The organism is Alkalilimnicola ehrlichii MLHE-1 (genome assembly GCF_000014785.1).
Lineage (GTDB): Bacteria > Pseudomonadota > Gammaproteobacteria > Nitrococcales > Halorhodospiraceae > Alkalilimnicola > Alkalilimnicola ehrlichii.
Genome location: NC_008340.1, coordinates 2206331 through 2223194, shown reverse-complemented (window position 1 = coordinate 2223194; position 16864 = coordinate 2206331). Strand labels below are relative to the sequence as shown.

At 66.7% G+C, this 16864-nt stretch carries 13 protein-coding genes and 1 tRNA gene; 12 read left to right on the top strand and 2 right to left on the bottom strand.

Annotated features, from left to right (window positions below):
- Window positions 1-140 precede the first annotated feature (140 nt).
- The 10 genes from MLG_RS09925 to pnp all read left to right on the top strand — a co-directional run bounded on the left by MLG_RS09925 (window position 141) and on the right by pnp (window position 12396).
- Window positions 141-695, top strand: a complete 555-nt coding sequence (locus MLG_RS09925) for a DUF2058 domain-containing protein (protein WP_011629689.1) — start codon at window positions 141-143, stop codon at window positions 693-695.
- Window positions 696-702: 7 nt separating this feature from the next.
- Complete coding sequence (gene rlmKL / locus MLG_RS09920; protein ID WP_011629688.1) at window positions 703-2841, top strand: bifunctional 23S rRNA (guanine(2069)-N(7))-methyltransferase RlmK/23S rRNA (guanine(2445)-N(2))-methyltransferase RlmL; 2139 nt, start codon at window positions 703-705, stop codon at window positions 2839-2841.
- A gap of 743 nt (window positions 2842-3584) precedes the next feature.
- A tRNA-Met gene (locus MLG_RS09915) sits at window positions 3585-3661 on the top strand.
- Between the two features lie 128 nt (window positions 3662-3789).
- Entirely contained in the window at window positions 3790-4248 is a 459-nt protein-coding gene (gene rimP / locus MLG_RS09910; protein WP_041718015.1) for a ribosome maturation factor RimP, read from the top strand.
- Between the two features lie 25 nt (window positions 4249-4273).
- Window positions 4274-5770, top strand: a complete 1497-nt coding sequence (gene nusA, locus MLG_RS09905) for a transcription termination factor NusA (protein ID WP_011629685.1) — start codon at window positions 4274-4276, stop codon at window positions 5768-5770.
- A 73-nt stretch (window positions 5771-5843) separates the two neighbouring features.
- Entirely contained in the window at window positions 5844-8495 is a 2652-nt protein-coding gene (gene infB, locus MLG_RS09900) for a translation initiation factor IF-2 (protein WP_011629684.1), read from the top strand.
- A gap of 7 nt (window positions 8496-8502) precedes the next feature.
- The gene (gene rbfA, locus MLG_RS09895; protein ID WP_011629683.1) at window positions 8503-8895 is read left to right on the top strand and encodes a 30S ribosome-binding factor RbfA; all 393 of its coding nucleotides are present in this window, start codon (window positions 8503-8505) and stop codon (window positions 8893-8895) included.
- 11 nt (window positions 8896-8906) lie between these two features.
- A complete protein-coding gene (truB, locus tag MLG_RS09890; protein WP_011629682.1) occupies window positions 8907-9833 on the top strand; it encodes a tRNA pseudouridine(55) synthase TruB in 927 nt (308 codons plus the stop codon).
- Between the two features lie 97 nt (window positions 9834-9930).
- On the top strand, window positions 9931-10200 hold the full coding sequence (gene rpsO, locus MLG_RS09885) for a 30S ribosomal protein S15 (RefSeq protein ID WP_011629681.1): 270 nt from the start codon (window positions 9931-9933) through the stop codon (window positions 10198-10200).
- A gap of 99 nt (window positions 10201-10299) precedes the next feature.
- Window positions 10300-12396 carry a polyribonucleotide nucleotidyltransferase gene (pnp, locus tag MLG_RS09880; protein WP_041718014.1) on the top strand — a complete coding sequence of 699 codons (2097 nt, stop codon included), beginning with the start codon at window positions 10300-10302 and terminating at the stop codon, window positions 12394-12396.
- A gap of 166 nt (window positions 12397-12562) precedes the next feature.
- Here the strand turns inward: pnp and MLG_RS09875 are convergent, their stop codons facing one another.
- A complete protein-coding gene (locus tag MLG_RS09875) occupies window positions 12563-13846 on the bottom strand; it encodes a TRAP transporter large permease (protein ID WP_011629679.1) in 1284 nt (427 codons plus the stop codon).
- A gap of 66 nt (window positions 13847-13912) precedes the next feature.
- Window positions 13913-14740, bottom strand: coding sequence for a TRAP transporter small permease (locus MLG_RS14875; RefSeq protein WP_011629678.1), 828 nt, complete (start codon window positions 14738-14740; stop codon window positions 13913-13915).
- Window positions 14741-14990: 250 nt separating this feature from the next.
- Between MLG_RS14875 and dctP the strand changes: the two genes are divergently transcribed.
- Together dctP and MLG_RS09860 are read left to right on the top strand one after the other, a co-directional pair.
- On the top strand, window positions 14991-16058 hold the full coding sequence (gene dctP / locus MLG_RS09865) for a TRAP transporter substrate-binding protein DctP (RefSeq protein WP_011629677.1): 1068 nt from the start codon (window positions 14991-14993) through the stop codon (window positions 16056-16058).
- A 179-nt stretch (window positions 16059-16237) separates the two neighbouring features.
- The gene (locus MLG_RS09860; RefSeq protein WP_041718013.1) at window positions 16238-16816 is read left to right on the top strand and encodes a thioredoxin family protein; all 579 of its coding nucleotides are present in this window, start codon (window positions 16238-16240) and stop codon (window positions 16814-16816) included.
- Window positions 16817-16864: the final 48 nt, after the last annotated feature.

Below are 16864 nucleotides of genomic sequence, written 5' to 3'. Positions count from 1 at the left end.
ACGACACATGCTTAACTGTAATGTATGGAACCGGGGTTTTCCACCAGGGTTTTAGTGTAATGGCCGGTCCTTGGCGCCCCGGGCGGCGCCTGCTAGCCTACCCGTTTCCCCAAAGCGGATAATGGCTCGGGCCGACCATCATGGAATCGTTGCAGGATCAACTTTTAAAGGCGGGCCTGGCATCCAAGGAGCAGGCCAAGGATGCACAGCGTGAACTGCGCGAACGGCGTCGCTCAAAAAACCGGCGTAAAGGCGGCAAGGCGGCCAAACCCGACACCACCGCCGACCAGGCGGAGCGCCAGGCGCAACGGGCACAGGCGGAGAAGCGCGCGCGTGATCGCGAGCTGAACCGCCGGCGTGAGGCCGCCAAGGCGGCAAAGGCCGGGCGTGCCGCCGTCCAGCAGTTGATCCGCAAGGTCCGGGTGGACGACAACCGGGGCGAGGTGCCCTTCCACTTTGCGGTCGGCAAGGTGATCAAGCGGATCCTCGTGACCGAACACCAGGCCCGCTCCTTGGCCGAGGGCCGTCTGGCGGTGGTGGCGCTGGACCGGGAGTACGCCCTGGTGCCCCGGGAGACGGGGGAGAAGGTCCGCGAGCAGCATCCCGAGGCGTTGGTCCTCCTCAATGAGCCCGGCGGCGGCGACGCCGATCCCGCCTACGAGGAGCACCCCATTCCCGACGACCTGATGTGGTAATGACCGGGTGAACGAACACCATTCCCTGTTTGCGGCCTGCCCCCGGGGCCTGGAGCCGGCGCTGGTCGAGGAGTTGGCCCGGCTCGGGGTCGCCCAGCCCCGGGCGCAGCGCGCCGGGGTCGCCTGGGAGGGGGATCTGGAGAGTGCGCTCCGGGCCTGCCTATGGTCCCGACTCGCCAGCCGGATCCTGCTCGGGTTGAGCACCGTCCCGGTGGAGGATGCCGACGGCCTTTATCAAGCAGCTCGCGACCTGCCCTGGGAGGACCATCTGTTGCCGGGTGACACGTTGGCGGTGGATTTTCATGGCAGCAATGCCGCCATCCGCCATACCCGGTTCGGGGCGCAGCGGGTGAAGGATGGGGTGGTGGATCGCATGCGGGCCGTTGGCCACCCCCGGCCCTCGGTGGACACGGCCGCCCCGGATCTGCGCATCAATGCGGTACTGGCGGGCGGGCGGCTGCGTCTGGGGATCGACCTTTCCGGCGAGAGCCTACACCGGCGTGGTTACCGCCAGGGCGGGGGCCGTGCCCCCCTGAAAGAGAACCTGGCCGCCGGACTCCTCTGGCTGGCGGGGTGGCCGCGCATTGCCGAGGACGGCGGTGGTCTGCTCGACCCCATGTGTGGCTCCGGGACGCTGGTGCTGGAGGGGGCCCTGATGGCGCTGGACCGTGCTCCGGGGCTGGGGCGCGAGCGCTGGGGCTTCAGCCGCTGGGCAGGGCACGTCCCGGTCTACTGGAAGCGTCTGCGCGACGAGGCCGAGGAGCGCGCCGCCGCCGGGGGCCGGCGACGGCTGGCGCTGGTGGGCTACGATCAGGACCCGCAGGCGATCCGCGCGGCGTTGGACAATCGCGAGCGGGCGGGGCTGCGAGACCGCGTCCACTTCGAGCGCCGGTCGCTGGAGGCGGCGGAACCGGTCGGGGAGCGGCCGGGTCTGGTGGTGGTCAATCCTCCATATGGGGAGCGGTTGGGCCAGCGCCAGGCACTGGTCACCCTCTACGCCAGCCTGGGGGCCCGCCTGCGAGGGGCCTTCGGTGGCTGGCAGGGTGCCGTCTTTAGCGGTGCGCCGGAGCTGCTCGATTACCTGGGGCTTTCCATCGCCCGCCGGCACGCCTTGTATAACGGTGCCCTGGAGACCCAACTGGCCGTCTTCGCCCTGCGTGAGCAGGGCGCGGACCGGCGGAGTCAGGGGGCCACGGCCCTGGACAACCGGCTGCAGAAGAATCACCGCCACCTCCGGCGCTGGTTGCGACGCGAGGGCGTTAAGGCCTACCGGTTGTACGACGGTGATCTGCCGGAGTATGCGCTGGCGGTGGATGTCTACGAAACGGAATCGGGGCGCCATGCCCATGTCCAGGAGTATCAGGCCCCGCGCAGCGTCGACCCACGCAGCGCCCGGCGGCGGCTGCGTGAGGCGCTGGAGGTGATCGCGGCGCACCTGGAGGTGGGGCCGGAGCGGGTTCACCTTAAGGTGCGCCGCCGGCAGAAGGGGGCGGACCAGTACCGCCCGGTGGACCAGACCGGCGAGCGGTGGGTGGTGCAGGAGGGCCCGGCCCGGTTCTACATCAACCTGAGCGATTATCTCGATACCGGTCTGTTCCTGGATCATCGCATCACCCGGCTGCGACTCGGGGAGCAGGCCAGGGGGCGGCGGTTCCTCAATCTGTTCGCCTATACCGGAACGGCGACGGTGCATGCGGCGTTAGGCGGTGCCAGAGAGACCATCACCGTGGACCTGTCGGCCACCTACCTGGGTTGGGCGCGGGATAATCTCCTGCTTAACGGCATCGAGCCGGGAGCGCGCCATCGGCTGGAGCGGGCGGACTGCCTGGCCTGGCTGGCCGGGCAGGCGGAAAGCCGGCCCGGGCGTTACGACCTGATCTTCATGGACCCGCCGACCTTTTCCAACTCCAAGCGCATGTGCGAGAGCTTCGACGTGCAGCGCGATCACCCCCGGCTGATCCGCCAGGCCATGCAGTTGCTGGCCCCGGATGGGTTGTTGGTCTTTTCCTGTAACCGGCGGGGGTTTTCCCTGGATGAGGCGGTGGCGTCCGACTACGCCTGCCGGGAGATCACCCGGGAGACGATCCCCCCAGATTACGCCCGTAATCCCCACGTGCATTATTGCTGGGAACTCCGGCATCGGTGAGCTGAACGCCATTGGGTGTCCGGTCGGCACAGCGAGGCGGCAAGCGACCTGACAGTCCACGCGCCACCTGGATCGCCGCGTCGCTGCGCTCCTCGCGATGACGGGGGCTTCCCCCGCCGTCACTGGGAGCCCCGCAGGGGCGTGGCAGTCCATGGCGGGGTGTGGATCGCCGCGTCGCTTCGCTCCTCGCGATGACGGGGGCTTCCCCCACCGTCACTGGGAGCCCCGCAGGGGCGTGGCAGTCCAGGCGGGGTGTGGATCGCCGCGTCGCTGCGCTCCTCGCGATGACGGGGGCTTCCCCCACCGTCACTGGGAGCCCCGCAGGGGCGTGGCAGTCCATGGCGGGGTGTGGATAGCCGCGTCGCTTCGCTCCTCGCGATGACGGGGCTTCCCCCGCCGTCACTGCGAGGAGCGAAGCGACGTGGCAGTCTACCGCTCTGGATCGCCACGGGCCTTCGGCCCTCGCGATGACGGGGAGGAAGGCCGTCGGCCCTCGCGATGACGGGGGAAAGTGTTCGGCCATCGCGATAGCGGGGGGCGGTGGCGGCGCCCACTCCGCCGTCGGGCGCCGAAGGGGCGCGGTCGTTCACGGTTTGTCGCCTTGGGGGAGGGGTTGCACGCGGCGGTGGGGCTGTGTCATTATCCGCGTCCCCTGAACGAGGGGCGCCCCCCGGGGCGGCCGGCCAGAGCAGGCAAGGCCCTTGCGTAAAGCCGGCAAGCGCTGTAGAATGCGCAGCATCAGTTGCGGGGTGGAGCAGTCTGGCAGCTCGTCGGGCTCATAACCCGAAGGTCGCAGGTTCAAATCCTGCCCCCGCTACCAGTTTCTTGAAAAGGGCCGCTTGCGGCCCTTTTTTGTAGCTGGAGGAAGGCCCAGGGGTGCGGCACCCCAGGCCTCCGGCCGGCACAGGGAAGGGGCCTTGGGCCCTTTTTTTATTTGTAGCAGGTGCTATGGCGGCAACCGAAGACACCCTATATGCGTTGATCGACCCCCTGCTGACAGGCATGGGCTACGAGCTGGTGGGCATTGAATACGGCGGCCCGGCCGGCAAGCGATTACTGCGCATTTATATCGACAGCCCCGACGGGATCACCCTGGACGATTGCGAGACCTGCAGCCGGCAGATCAGCGCGGTTCTCGATGTGGAGGATCCCATCCCCGGGGAATACACCCTGGAGATCTCCTCGCCGGGTCTGGATCGGCCCATCTTCAAGGCGTCCGATTACGATCGATTTGCCGGTGAGCAGATCAAGATCCGCCTGAGCGCCCCCTGGGAGGGGCGCCGGCGTTTCAAGGGCGTGTTGGCGGGTCTGGGCGACGAGGGCGTCCGGGTTGTCGAAGCCCAGGGGGATGAAGTGCAGATCCCCCTGGACCTCATTGAAAAGGCAAGGCTGATCCTGGAGCCGTGATCGGCCTGATGGTGGAGACGGGAGCATGAGCAAAGAAATCCTGCTGGTTGTCGAGGCGACCTCCAACGAAAAGGGCGTGGACCGCGAGGTCATCTTCGAGGCCATCGAAGCGGCGTTGGCCTCTGCCACGCGCAAGCGTCACCCGGAGGACATCGACGCCCGCGTGGAGGTCAACCGCAACACCGGCGATTACAGCACCTTCCGGCGCTGGTGGGTGGTGGAGAGCGACGAAGATGTCGAATCGCCGGCCCGTCAGATCACGCTGGAGGAGGCACGCCAGCGCCAGCCGGACATCGAAGTGGGTGAGTGCCTGGAAGAGCCCATGGAATCGGTGGAGTTCGGCCGTATCGCCGCCCAGACCGCCAAGCAGGTCATTGTGCAAAAGGTGCGGGAGGCCGAGCGTGCCAAGGTGGTGGAGGCCTTCCAGGACCGGATCGGCGAGCTGGTGACCGGCACCGTCAAGCGGCTGGAGCGTGGCAGCGTGATCATGGACCTGGGCGGCAACGCCGAGGCGCTGATCCCGCGTGAGGCCATGATCCCGCGCGAGGCGGTGCGGCGGGAGGACCGGCTGCGCGGCTATCTGAAGGATGTGCGTCCGGAGCCGCGCGGCCCGCAGCTGTTCGTCAGCCGCACCGCGCCGGAATTCCTGGTCGAGCTCTTCAAGCTGGAGGTGCCGGAGGTGGGCCAGGAGTTGATCGAGATCATGGGCGCCGCTCGCGACCCCGGCGTTCGGGCCAAGATCGCCGTGCGGGCGCTGGATCCGCGCATTGACCCGGTCGGGGCGTGTGTGGGTATGCGCGGCTCCCGCGTGCAGGCGGTCTCCAACGAACTGGCCGGTGAGCGCATCGATATTATCCTGTGGGATGACAACCCGGCGCAGTTCGTGATCAACGCGCTGGCCCCCGCCGAGGTGGAGTCCATCGTCGTGGACGAAGACCGCCACAGCATGGATATTGCCGTGGCCGAGGAGCAGCTTTCCCAGGCCATCGGGCGCGGTGGGCAGAACGTCCGCCTGGCCAGTGAGCTCACCGGCTGGGAACTCAACGTGATGACCGCCGAGGAGGCCGAGGCCAAGAACCAGGAGGAGGCGGCTCAGTACCAGCAGCTTTTCCAGGAGAAGCTGGACGTGGACGAGGAGATCGCCGCCATCCTGGTGCAGGAGGGTTTCTCCAGCCTCGAAGAGGTGGCCTATGTCCCGGCCGCCGAGCTGCTGGAGGTCGAGGAGTTCGACGAAGACATCGTTGACGAGTTGCGGGCGCGGGCCCGTGATGTCCTCGTCAGTGAGGCGGAGGAGCGCGAGAGTGCCGGCACCGAGCCGGCAGAGGATCTGCTGACCATGGAAGGCATGGACGAGGACCTGGCCCGGGCGCTCGCCGCACGGGGCGTGTGCACCATGGAGGACCTGGCGGAACAGTCCGTGGATGAATTGATGGAGATCGAGGGCATGGACGAGACCCGTGCCGGTCAGCTCATCATGAAGGCCCGGGAGCCGTGGTTCGCGGACCAGCAGGACGATGAATAGCACCCGGTTGCGTTAAGTTTGGGGGCGCCAGCCCCCGTTGTCGGCAACAGGGTATGCGGGAGAGAGAGTAGAGATGGCTGAAGACAAGGTAAGAGAGTTCGCGGAAACGGTCGGCATCCCGGTGGAGCGCCTGGTGTCCCAACTGGAGGCGGCGGGCATCAGTGGGCGTGGGCCGGAGGACCCCCTTTCCGATCTGGACAAGGCCACCCTGCTCGAATACCTGCGCAAGGGGCGTGACGGCGGTGAGCAGGACGACGACCAGGCGCCCAGCAAGATCACCCTCCGGCGCAAGAAGGTCAGTACGCTGAAGATGCCCGCCAGCGGGGGCGGGGGCAGCGGCGCCCGGGGCCCCCGGCAGACGCGCACGGTCAACGTGGAGGTGCGCAAGAAGCGCACCTACGTGAAACGCAGCGTGGTGGAGGCCGAAGAGTCCAAACACGACGTCGAGCGCCTGGAGCGGGCCCTGATCGAGGACCGCAAGCGGGCGGAGGAGCGGGCGCGTCGGGAGGCCGAGGAGGCTGAGGCCCGCCGCCGTGAGCAGGAGGAGGCCGAGCGCCGACAGGCGGAAGCCGAGGCGCTCCGTCAGGCGGAGGCCGAACGTGAGGCCACGGCCGAGACGGCCGGCGTCGCCGACGAGGCGGACAAGGCCGAACCCCAGCCCGATCCGGAAGCGGCACGACTGGCTGCCGAGAAGGAAGAGGCGCGCAGGCGCGAGGAAGAGAAGGAGCGCCGCCGGCTGGAGCAGGAGGCCCGGCGCGAACGCGAGGCCGAGGAGCGCGCGGCCCGTAAGACCGGCGCCACCGCGCCTGCTGCCAAGGGCAAGCAGAAAAAGGGCCGGGAGAGCCTCTCCATGGGCGCCGGCAAGCCCGGCCGCCGGGGGGGCAAGAAGGGCGGCAGGCGTGCCGCCTCCGGTGGTGAGGCGGCCAAGCAGCTACAGCATGGCTTCGCCAAACCCACCCAGCCGGTGGTGCGTGAGGTGGAGATCCCTGAGAGCATCACCGTCGGTGATCTGGCACAGAAGATGAGCGTCAAGGCCGCCGTGCTCATCAAGGAGATGATGAAGCAGGGGGTGATGGCGACCATCAACCAGGCCCTGGACCAGGACACCGCGGTCCTGCTGGTCGAAGAGATGGGCCACAAGCCGGTGATTGTGCGTGCGGACGCCCTTGAGGAGGAGGTGCTGCAGGATACCTCCCAGGCCCAGGAGGGCGACAAGGCCCCGCGGCCGCCGGTGGTCACCGTCATGGGCCACGTCGACCACGGCAAGACCTCGCTGTTGGACAACATCCGCCGGGCCAAGGTGGCGGACGCCGAGGCCGGGGGGATCACCCAGCACATCGGCGCCTACCACGTGGAGACCGACCGCGGCATGGTCACCTTCCTGGACACCCCGGGACACGAGGCCTTCACCGCCATGCGTGCCCGTGGTGCCCAGTTGACCGACATCGTGGTGCTGGTGGTGGCGGCCGACGACGGCGTCATGCCCCAGACCGAAGAGGCGGTGCGCCATGCCAAGGCGGCCGAGGTGCCGATGGTGGTGGCGGTCAACAAGATCGACAAGCCGGATGCGGACCCGGACCGGGTCAAGCAGGAGCTCTCGCAGATGGAGGTCATCCCCGAGGAGTGGGGCGGTGATGTCCAGTTCATCCACGTCTCGGCAAAACAGGGCGAGGGTCTGGATGATCTGCTGGAGGCGATCCTGCTGCAGGCCGAGCTGATGGAGCTGGGGGCCGTGGCCGAGGGCAACGCCTCCGGTATCGTGCTGGAGTCCAGTCTGGACAAGGGGCGCGGCCCGGTGGCCACGGTGCTGGTGCAGAGCGGCCTGCTGAAGAAGGGCGACAGCCTGCTCTGCGGCACCGAATACGGCCGCGTGCGTGCGCTGATCGACGAGACCGGCAAGCGGGTCGACGAGGCCGGGCCCTCGATCCCCGTGGTGGTGCTTGGGCTCTCCGGTCTGCCCTCCGCCGGCGACGACATGGTGGTGGTCGACGACGAGAAGAAGGCCCGTGAGGTGGCCGAGATGCGCAAGGAGCGTCAGCGCGACAAGCGTCTGGCCCAGCAGCAGGCGGCCCGCATGGAGAACCTCTTCAACCAGATGAAGGAGGATGAGGTCAACACGGTCAACCTGGTGGTCAAGGCGGACGTCCAGGGCAGTGCCGAGGCGCTGCAGCAATCGCTGGCCAACCTCTCCACCGACGATATCCAGGTCAAGGTGATCTCCTCCGGCGTGGGCGCCATCAACGAGTCCGATGTCAACCTGGCCCTGGCCTCCAACGCCATCCTGATCGGCTTCAACGTGCGTGCCGATGCGGCTGCCCGGCGTCTGGTCCAGGAGAACGACGTCGACCTGCACTACTACAGCGTCATCTACGACGCCATCGAGCAGGTGAAAAACGCCATCTCCGGGATGTTGGAACCGGAACTCGAGGAGCACATCATCGGCCTGGCAGAGGTCAAGGACGTGTTCCGCTCCTCCAAGCTTGGCGCGGTGGCCGGCTGTCTGGTCACCGAGGGGGCAGTGCGCCGGAAGAACCCCATCCGCGTGCTGCGCGACAACGTGGTCATCTACGAGGGCGAGCTGGAGTCCCTGCGCCGCCACAAGGACGACGTCACCGAGGTCAAGTCCGGCACCGAGTGTGGTATCGGCGTTAAGAACTACAACGACGTCCGCATTGGCGACCAGATCGAGTGCTACGAGCGCGTGGAAGTGCGCCGCGAGCTGTGAGGTAGAGATGCCCAGGGATTTCCCGAGAACACGCCGGGTCGGCGAGCAGATCCAGCGCGAGCTGGCCGAGCTGATCCGTGACGAACTCCGCGACCCGCGGCTGGGTATGGTCACGGTCTCCGAGGTGACGGTCAGCCGGGATCTGGCGCACGCGAAGGTGTTCGTGACCGCCCTGGGCGGCAGCGATGAGGACAACGCCAAGACCGTCGAGGTGCTGACCCGGGCAGCCGGCTACCTGCGCAAGCTGCTCGGCCAGCGCCTGCGTATCCGCCAGGTGCCGGCCCTGCACTTCCAGCACGACACCGCCTTCGACCGCGGCGACCGGCTCAGCCGGCTCATTGATGAGGCGGTGGAGGAAGACCGCCAGCAGCACGACGACGACAAGCCGGACAACGGCTGACGGGGCGCTTAATGGCACGTAAGCATCTGCGCCGGGTCAACGGCATCCTGCTGCTGGACAAACCCGCCGGGCTGTCCTCCAACCAGGCCCTGCAACGGGCGAAACGGCTGTTCCAGGCCCGTAAGGCCGGTCATACCGGCAGTCTGGACCCGCTGGCCACCGGCCTGCTGCCCCTCTGTTTCGGTGAGGCCACCAAGGTCTCCGGCTTTCTGCTGGACGCCGACAAGCACTACCAAGTGCGCTGCCGCCTGGGCGTCACCACCGATACCGGCGATGCCGAGGGTGAGGTGCTGGAGGAGACCCCGGTGCCGGCACTGGACGCGGACCGGGTGGAGGCGGCACTGGCCGGATTCCGGGGCGACATCGAGCAGGTGCCGCCCATGTACTCCGCGCTCAAGCACAAGGGCCAGCGGCTTTACAAGCTGGCGCGTGAGGGTAAAGAAGTCAATCGCGAGCCGCGCCCGGTGCGCATCAATGGGCTCACGCTGGTGGCGCTGGAGGGTGACACCCTGGCCCTGGATGTCCGCTGCTCCAAGGGCACCTACGTGCGCACCCTGGTCGAGGACATCGGCCGGGCGTTGGGCTGCGGAGCCCACGTCATCGGCCTGCGCCGCACCGGGCTGGGTCCGTTCGACGATCCCGACATGTTCACGCTGGAGGCGCTGGAGGCCGCGGCCGGAGAGGGCCTCGAGGCACTGGACAACTGCCTGCTGCCGATGGACAGCGCCCTTGTGCAGTGGCCGGCCGTGGAGCTGGCCGAGGACGTCGCCTTCTTTCTCATGCAGGGGCAGCCGGTGTGGGTGCCCCGCATTCCGGAGGCCGCCTGGTTGCGGCTCTATACCCGCGAGGGCCGTTTCCTGGGCATGGGCTGCCCGGATGCGGAGGGCCGCATCGCGCCCAAACGCCTGCTGGCAACGGGCGGGGGCGGTAAGCAGTAACCCGATGTTGCTTGTTACCCCTGGCGGCCGGGGGCTAAAATACGCCGATTAACCATCAGGTCCATACCAACTGTTTGAGTTTTCAGGAGTCAGTTACATGTCGCTTTCCGCTGAGCAGAAGGGCGAAATCGTCAAGAAACACGCACGTACCGCCTCCGACACCGGTTCGCCCGAGGTGCAGGTGGCGCTGCTGACCGCCCGCATCCAGCACCTGAGCGGTCACTTCGCCGAGCACAAGCAGGACCACCACTCCCGCCAGGGCCTGCTCAAGCTGGTCAGCCAGCGGCGCAAGCTGCTGGACTACCTCAAGCGTAAGGATCGCCAGCGCTATCTCGACCTCATCGAGAACCTGGGCCTGCGCAAGTAAGGGCACGCCCGTCCGCACGCCGCCAATGGGCGCGTGCGCCGGGTGTCCCGCAGGGGCGGGGCACCTCGTCAGTCATTTCAAGAGCAGCCGGATATTATCGTGAAATCAGTCAAGAAGAGCTTTCAGTACGGAAACCACACGGTCACTCTGGAAACCGGTGGCGTCGCACGGCAGGCCGATGGCGCCGTGCTGGTCAACATGAGTGATACGGTGGTGCTCGTCACCGCTGTCGGTCGCAAGGAGGCGGACCCGGGCAAGGGCTTCTTCCCCCTGACCGTCAATTACCAGGAGCGGACCTATGCGGCGGGCAAGATCCCGGGAGGCTTCTTCAAGCGTGAGGGCCGCCCCTCCGAGAAGGAGACCCTCACCTGCCGTCTGATCGACCGGCCCATCCGGCCGCTGTTCCCGGAGGGGTTCTATAACGAGGTGCAGGTGGTGGCCACCGTGCTCTCCATGAACCCTGAGGTGGATGCCGACATCCCGGCATTGATCGGGGCCTCCGCGGCACTGTCTATTTCCGGTATCCCCTTCGATGGCCCCATCGGCGCCGCCCGTGTTGGCTATAAGGACGGCGAGTACCTGCTGAATCCCACCTTCGAGGAGACCGCCGCCTCCGACCTGGACCTGGTGGTCGCGGGCACGGAGAACGCCGTGCTGATGGTGGAGTCGGAGGCCAACCAGCTCCCCGAGGAGGCCATGCTTGGCGCCGTGCTGTACGGCCACGAGCAGATGCAGGTGGCTATCCAGGCGATCAACGAGCTCACCGCCGAGGCGGGCAAGCCGCGATGGGACTGGCACCCGCCGCAAGGCGACGCTGCCCTGGAGACGGCGATCAAGGACCTGGTGGGCGACGACCTGGCCGCCGCCTACCAGATCCCGGAAAAGCAGGAGCGCCAGAACCGGATCGGCGAACTGCGGCAGCGGGCCGTCGAGGCGCTGGGTGAGAACCGTGAGGAAGAGGGCGGTTGGCCCGAGAAGGACGTGGGCGACGCCTTTAAGGGGCTGGAGAAGGACATCGTCCGCGGGCGCATCCTGGCGGGTGAGCGCCGTATCGACGGGCGGGATACCCGGACCGTCCGGCCCATCGACATCGAGGTGGGGAGCCTGCCGCGTACGCACGGTTCGGCGATCTTTACCCGCGGCGAGACCCAGGCTGTGGTGGTGACCACCCTCGGGACCGGCCGTGATGCCCAGATCATCGATGCCATCGAGGGCGAGCGCAAAGAGCAGTTCATGCTGCACTACAACTTCCCGCCCTACTGTGTGGGCGAGACCGGCTTCATGGGCACGCCCAAGCGCCGCGAGATCGGTCACGGTAAGCTCGCCAAGCGGGGCATTGAAGCGGTCATGCCGGCCGCGGACGATTGCCCCTACGTGATCCGCGTGGTCTCCGAGATCACCGAGTCCAACGGCTCCTCCTCCATGGCCACCGTCTGCGGCACCTCCCTGTCGCTGATGGACGCCGGCGTGCCAGTGAAAGCACCGGTGGCCGGTATCGCCATGGGCCTGATCAAGGAGGACGAGCAGTTCGCCGTGCTCTCCGACATCCTCGGCGATGAGGACCACCTGGGCGACATGGACTTCAAGGTCGCCGGGACCGAGAGCGGCGTGACCGCGCTGCAGATGGACATCAAGATCCAGGGGATTACCCGCGAGATCATGGAGCAGGCGCTGGAGCAGGCCCGGGAAGGCCGCCTGCACATCCTTGGTGAGATGAACAATGCCATCAGCGGCCCGCGGAGCGAGATGTCCGAGTACGCTCCGCGCCTGCTCACCATCCGGATCGACCCGGACAAGATCCGTGATGTCATCGGCAAGGGTGGCGCCACCATTCGCGCGTTGACCGAGGAGACCGGCACCACTATCGACATCTCCGACGATGGCAAGGTGACCATCGCCTCCGCGGACAAGGCCGCGGCCGACGAGGCCCGCCGGCGCATCGAGCTGCTCACCGCCGACGTGGAGGTGGGGACGGTCTACGAGGGGAAGGTCTCGAAGCTGATGGATTTCGGCGCCTTCGTCAACATCCTGCCCGGCCGGGATGGCCTGGTGCACATCTCCCAGATCTCCAACGAGCGCGTGGAGCGGGTGGGTGACTACCTCAAGGAAGGTGACACCGTGCGCGTCAAGGTGCTGGAGGTGGACCGCCAGGGCCGTATCCGGCTGAGCATGAAGGCGGTGCAGGACGGCGAGTGATCGCCTGACGCCATCCCGGGGGCCGATGGCTCGGTCCGCGGGATGGGCCCGGCCTGCTGGCCGCTCAGGCCAATAAGAAGGGGAGGCCCGGTGACGGGTCTCCCCTTTTTCGTGATGGCGGCGCCCGCCCGCGACGGGCAGGCGCCGTTCGCCGTACCCGTGGCGCCTAGCCGAAGGCCAGTTGCGGCAGGAACAGCGAGATCTGCGGGAAGGCGATGAGCACCGCCGTGGACAGCAACAGGATAAAGATGAACGGCGGCGTGCCCTTGATGGTGTCCCAGTAAGGTCGCCTGAAGATCGCGATGGCGGTGAAGATGTCGCAGCCAAAGGGTGGCGTGGCCGAACCGATGGCCGCCTGCAGGGTGACGATGACGCCCACGTGCACCGGGTCGAGCCCGGTGGCGTCCACCAGCGGGGTGAAGATCGGTGTCAGCACCAGGATGACCACGATGGGGTCCACGAACATACAGCCGATGAAGTAGGCGAGGGCGATGACGATTAACGCCATCTCGGGGTTGCCCGCCAGGGTCTCGATCAGCGGCCCGATCAACTCCCGGGGGATCCGCGCTGCCGAGACCACGTACGAGAAGACCTGGCCGGAGGCCACCAGCACGAAGACCACCGCGGTGATCAACCCGGTGGACAGGGCGATGGGCCAGATCTCCTTGATGTGCAGCGACCGGAAGATCACCACCTCCAGCAGGAAGGCGTAGGCCACGGAGACGGCCGCTGCCTCGGTGGGGGAGAAGAAGCCGGCGTAGATGCCACCCACGACAATGATCGGGAAGCCCATGGGTAGCAAGGCCCCGCGCAGGGCCTGCAGCCGAATCGACCAGGTTGACCTGTCCTGCACCGGGATCTGCTTTAGCCGGGAGTAGATATAGGTGTAGACACAGAAGAAGAGCAGGATCAGCAGCCCGGGCAGGATGCCGGCGATGAACAGTTCGCGCACCGAGGTGCGGGAGACCACGCCGTAGACGATCATGCCGATGCTCGGCGGGATGAGCAGGGCGATGTCACTGGCGTTGATGATCAGTGCGGTGGTGAAGCTGTCCTTATAGCCGGCCTTGATCAGCTTTGGGCGCAGCGGCCCGCCGATGGCCACCACCGTCGCCTGGGTGGAGCCGGAGACCGCACCGAAAAGGGTGCAGCTGATGGCCGCGGTGACCGGCAGCCCCCCGCGCAGGTGGCCGAAGAAGCTCATGACCAGATCCAACAGACGGTTGGCGGTGCGGCCCTTGGTCATGATGTCGGCGGCGAGGATGAACAACGGCACCGCCGCCAGCACCGGCGAGGAGATGCCGGAGACCATTTGCGCGACAATGCGGTTCGTGCTGATGAAATCCAGCTCGAACAGCATGACGTAGAGGGCTGCGGAGAGCAGCGGCACCATCAGCGGGAAGCCCAGGAGCAGCAGCCCCACCATGATGCCGACCATGATCCAGATCATCGGCGGTAAACTCCTCGAGTCGATCTCTGCAATGGCCGGCCCCTGCCCGCGGGCGCGGCGGGTGACTTACGGCTCATCGGGGTTAGCGTCACCGTACTGCTCCTTCTGGGTGAACGAGCGGTAGATCTCCCGGCTGGTGAGGTTGCGCAACGCGGTCAGCAGGAACTGTACCCCCCCCAGGGCCAGGCCGATGGGCACCAGGGCGTAGGGAATCCACTGTCGGAGCTGGGTCTGCCAGCCCAGTGGCCCTGTGCCCGGGTCGGCCAACAAATGGACGATGACTACCCCGGCAATCCAGAGCAGGGCGGCACCGGTGACCACGGTGGTGACCCAGGCGCCGATATCCCTGCCCCGCAGGGCGCCCAGGAACGCGCCGGTACGCCGCAGGCCGCGCTGCCAGGCGGCCCAGTAGCCGATCCAGAGCGCCAGCAGGGCTGGCAAAAGGATGTGGATCTGCCAGGCGTAGATGGCCATGCCGCGGAAGGTGCGGTCGCGGCGGTGGAGCGCCTCCACGTATTCGTAACCCAGGAAGGCGAGGTAGAAGAGCAGCCCGGCCGTGCACAGACTGATGAGCACCAGCATCCCCTTGCGCCATACCCCCCAGAGCTGATCGTAGAGGGCGGTCATGGCGATGTGCCGGCCCTGGCGGGCCGCGAACCCGATCCCCATGAAGGTCACGATGACCAGCAGGATGACAGTGATGTCCTCGGTTCCGGGGATGCTGAAGCCGTGGAAGTTCCGGGTGTAGACGTTACTGATGGCGACGATGGCCATCAGTAACACGCCTGCCCCCACCAGCAGGCCCTCCACATGCTCCACGCCCCGGTCAAGCAACCGGATTGCTATTGTCAGTTTGCCGCTCAACCCGCTGCCGGGCCCACCCTGAGTGCTCATGCGTTATGGCTGCCGTTTTGTGTGAAGTGGGTCGTATGCTTCAGCATAAACCATATAAACTGATCCTCGTAAAGCCTAAACCAGACGTCGGCATTTGGCGACGTTGGGCGTCCGGGCCCGGACGCGTGCATGCGGCCACTCTGTGCTAGGGTTGTAAAAGACGCGTGATTACCGTCGGCCGGCCTGGGACCTGTGGGGTCCACGCCGGGCAATTGAAAGCGTGCATTGTTGGATAACTAAGGAGACTCTGATGAAGAGAACGTCTTGGCTGATCTCCACGGCTGCTGTGACAGCTTTGGGTCTCTCGGCCTGCGGGGGGGATGCGCCGGATACCGAGGCGAATGGTGAGGCGGCCGCGCCCGCGCCCGAGATGCAGACCTGGCGCGTCGCTCTGGAGGAGATCGAGGGTAGTGTCCAGCACCGCTATGCGGAACGCTTTGCCGAGCTGGTGGAGGAGCGCACGGACGATGTGGAGTTCGTCATCTACAGCTACGGTGAGCTGAGCCCGAGCTTCGATGAGATCTACACCCAGCTTCAGGACGGGGCCGTGCAGTTCGGCTTTGGTTCCGGCTTCTTCGGCGGGGTGGTCCCGGAAAACGACGTCTTCAGCCTGAGTTTCGTGCTGACCGACGACGAGTGGACCAACACCCAGATCCTCAACGATGAGGCATTTCTCTGGAGTGACCCGCTGCAATCGGCCTTCCGCGACCGCGATGTCCAGATCCTCTCATTGGTCCCTGAGGGCTGGCAGGTCTGGGCCGGTAATGTAGAGATTCGCAGCGTGGAGGACTTCGAGGGCGTGCGCATCCGCGTGATGGATAACCGTCTGCTGCGCCAGACCTACAGCGCTTACGGCGCCGATCCGACCTCCGTCAGCTATGCCGACATCTACGGTGCGCTGGAGACCGGTTCCATTGACGCCAACATCCAGCCGGTGTTCGCCCACCAGGAGATGAGCTTCTACGAAGTCCAGGACTACATGATCTTTGGCCGGCACAAGCCCTTCGTCGCCGCCTGGCTGGCCAACCGGGACTTCTGGGACAACCTCTCCGAGGAGCACAGGCAGGTCATCCGTGAGGTCAACGAGGAGTTGGTGGAGTACATCCACGAGGTCCAGGTGGAGCTCAACGACCGCCGCATGGACCAGATCCTCGAGGCGCGGCCGGATGTGGAGATTATCGATATCGACGAGGAGACCCGCGAGGCCTTCCGCGAGGCCAGCATGCCGGTGCGTGACACCTACGTGGAGATGACCGGCGAGCGGGGTGGCCAGATCCTGGACCTCCTGCTGGAGACGGTGGAGGCGCACCGGGACTGAGCGTGCCCGACCCAGGTCGGCCCGTGGCCGGCCAAGGGGCCTGGCCCCAATGGAAAAGGCCTGCCGCTACCGGCAGGCCTTTTCTTATGTCCGGGAACGGGGGTATGTTGAAGCCCGGCCGCGCCGGACGGCGGAACGCCTGGCGGGCTACGCAACGAGTGAACCAAGGAGCCGATACCATGGTAAGGACCGAATCGACAATGATGCCGCTGGGGACAGCGGCCCCGGACTTCACCCTGCCTTCCACCGAGGGTGGCGAGGTCAGCCTGGAGCAGGTCCGTGGCGGGCGCGGCCTGCTGGTGGCCTTCATCTGTAACCACTGCCCCTACGTCAAGCACATCCGCGGTGGGCTGGCGGCGTTCGCCCGGGACTACGCCAGCAAGGGCATCAACACCGTGGCGATCAGCGCCAACGACATCGAGGCCTACCCCCAGGACAACCTGGAGGCCATGGCCGAGGAGAAGCGGGTGGCGGGGTACGACTTCCCCTATCTGCTGGACGAGACCCAGGAGGTGGCCAAGGCATACGGTGCGGCCTGCACCCCGGACTTCTTCCTGTTTGATGCCGATCTCAAGCTCGTCTACCGGGGCCGGTTTGATGCGGCCACACCCGGCAATGACCAACCGGTGGACGGACGGGACTTGCGGGCGGCCGCCGACGCCCTGCTCCGGGGCGAGACCCTCCCTGAGGAGCAGCAGCGGCCGAGCATGGGCTGCAATATCAAGTGGAAACCGGGGAACGAGCCGGCCTACTTCTAGTCGCGAAACAGCGGCGGTGGGGCAGTGAGGGCCCGCCGCCGGCCGCCC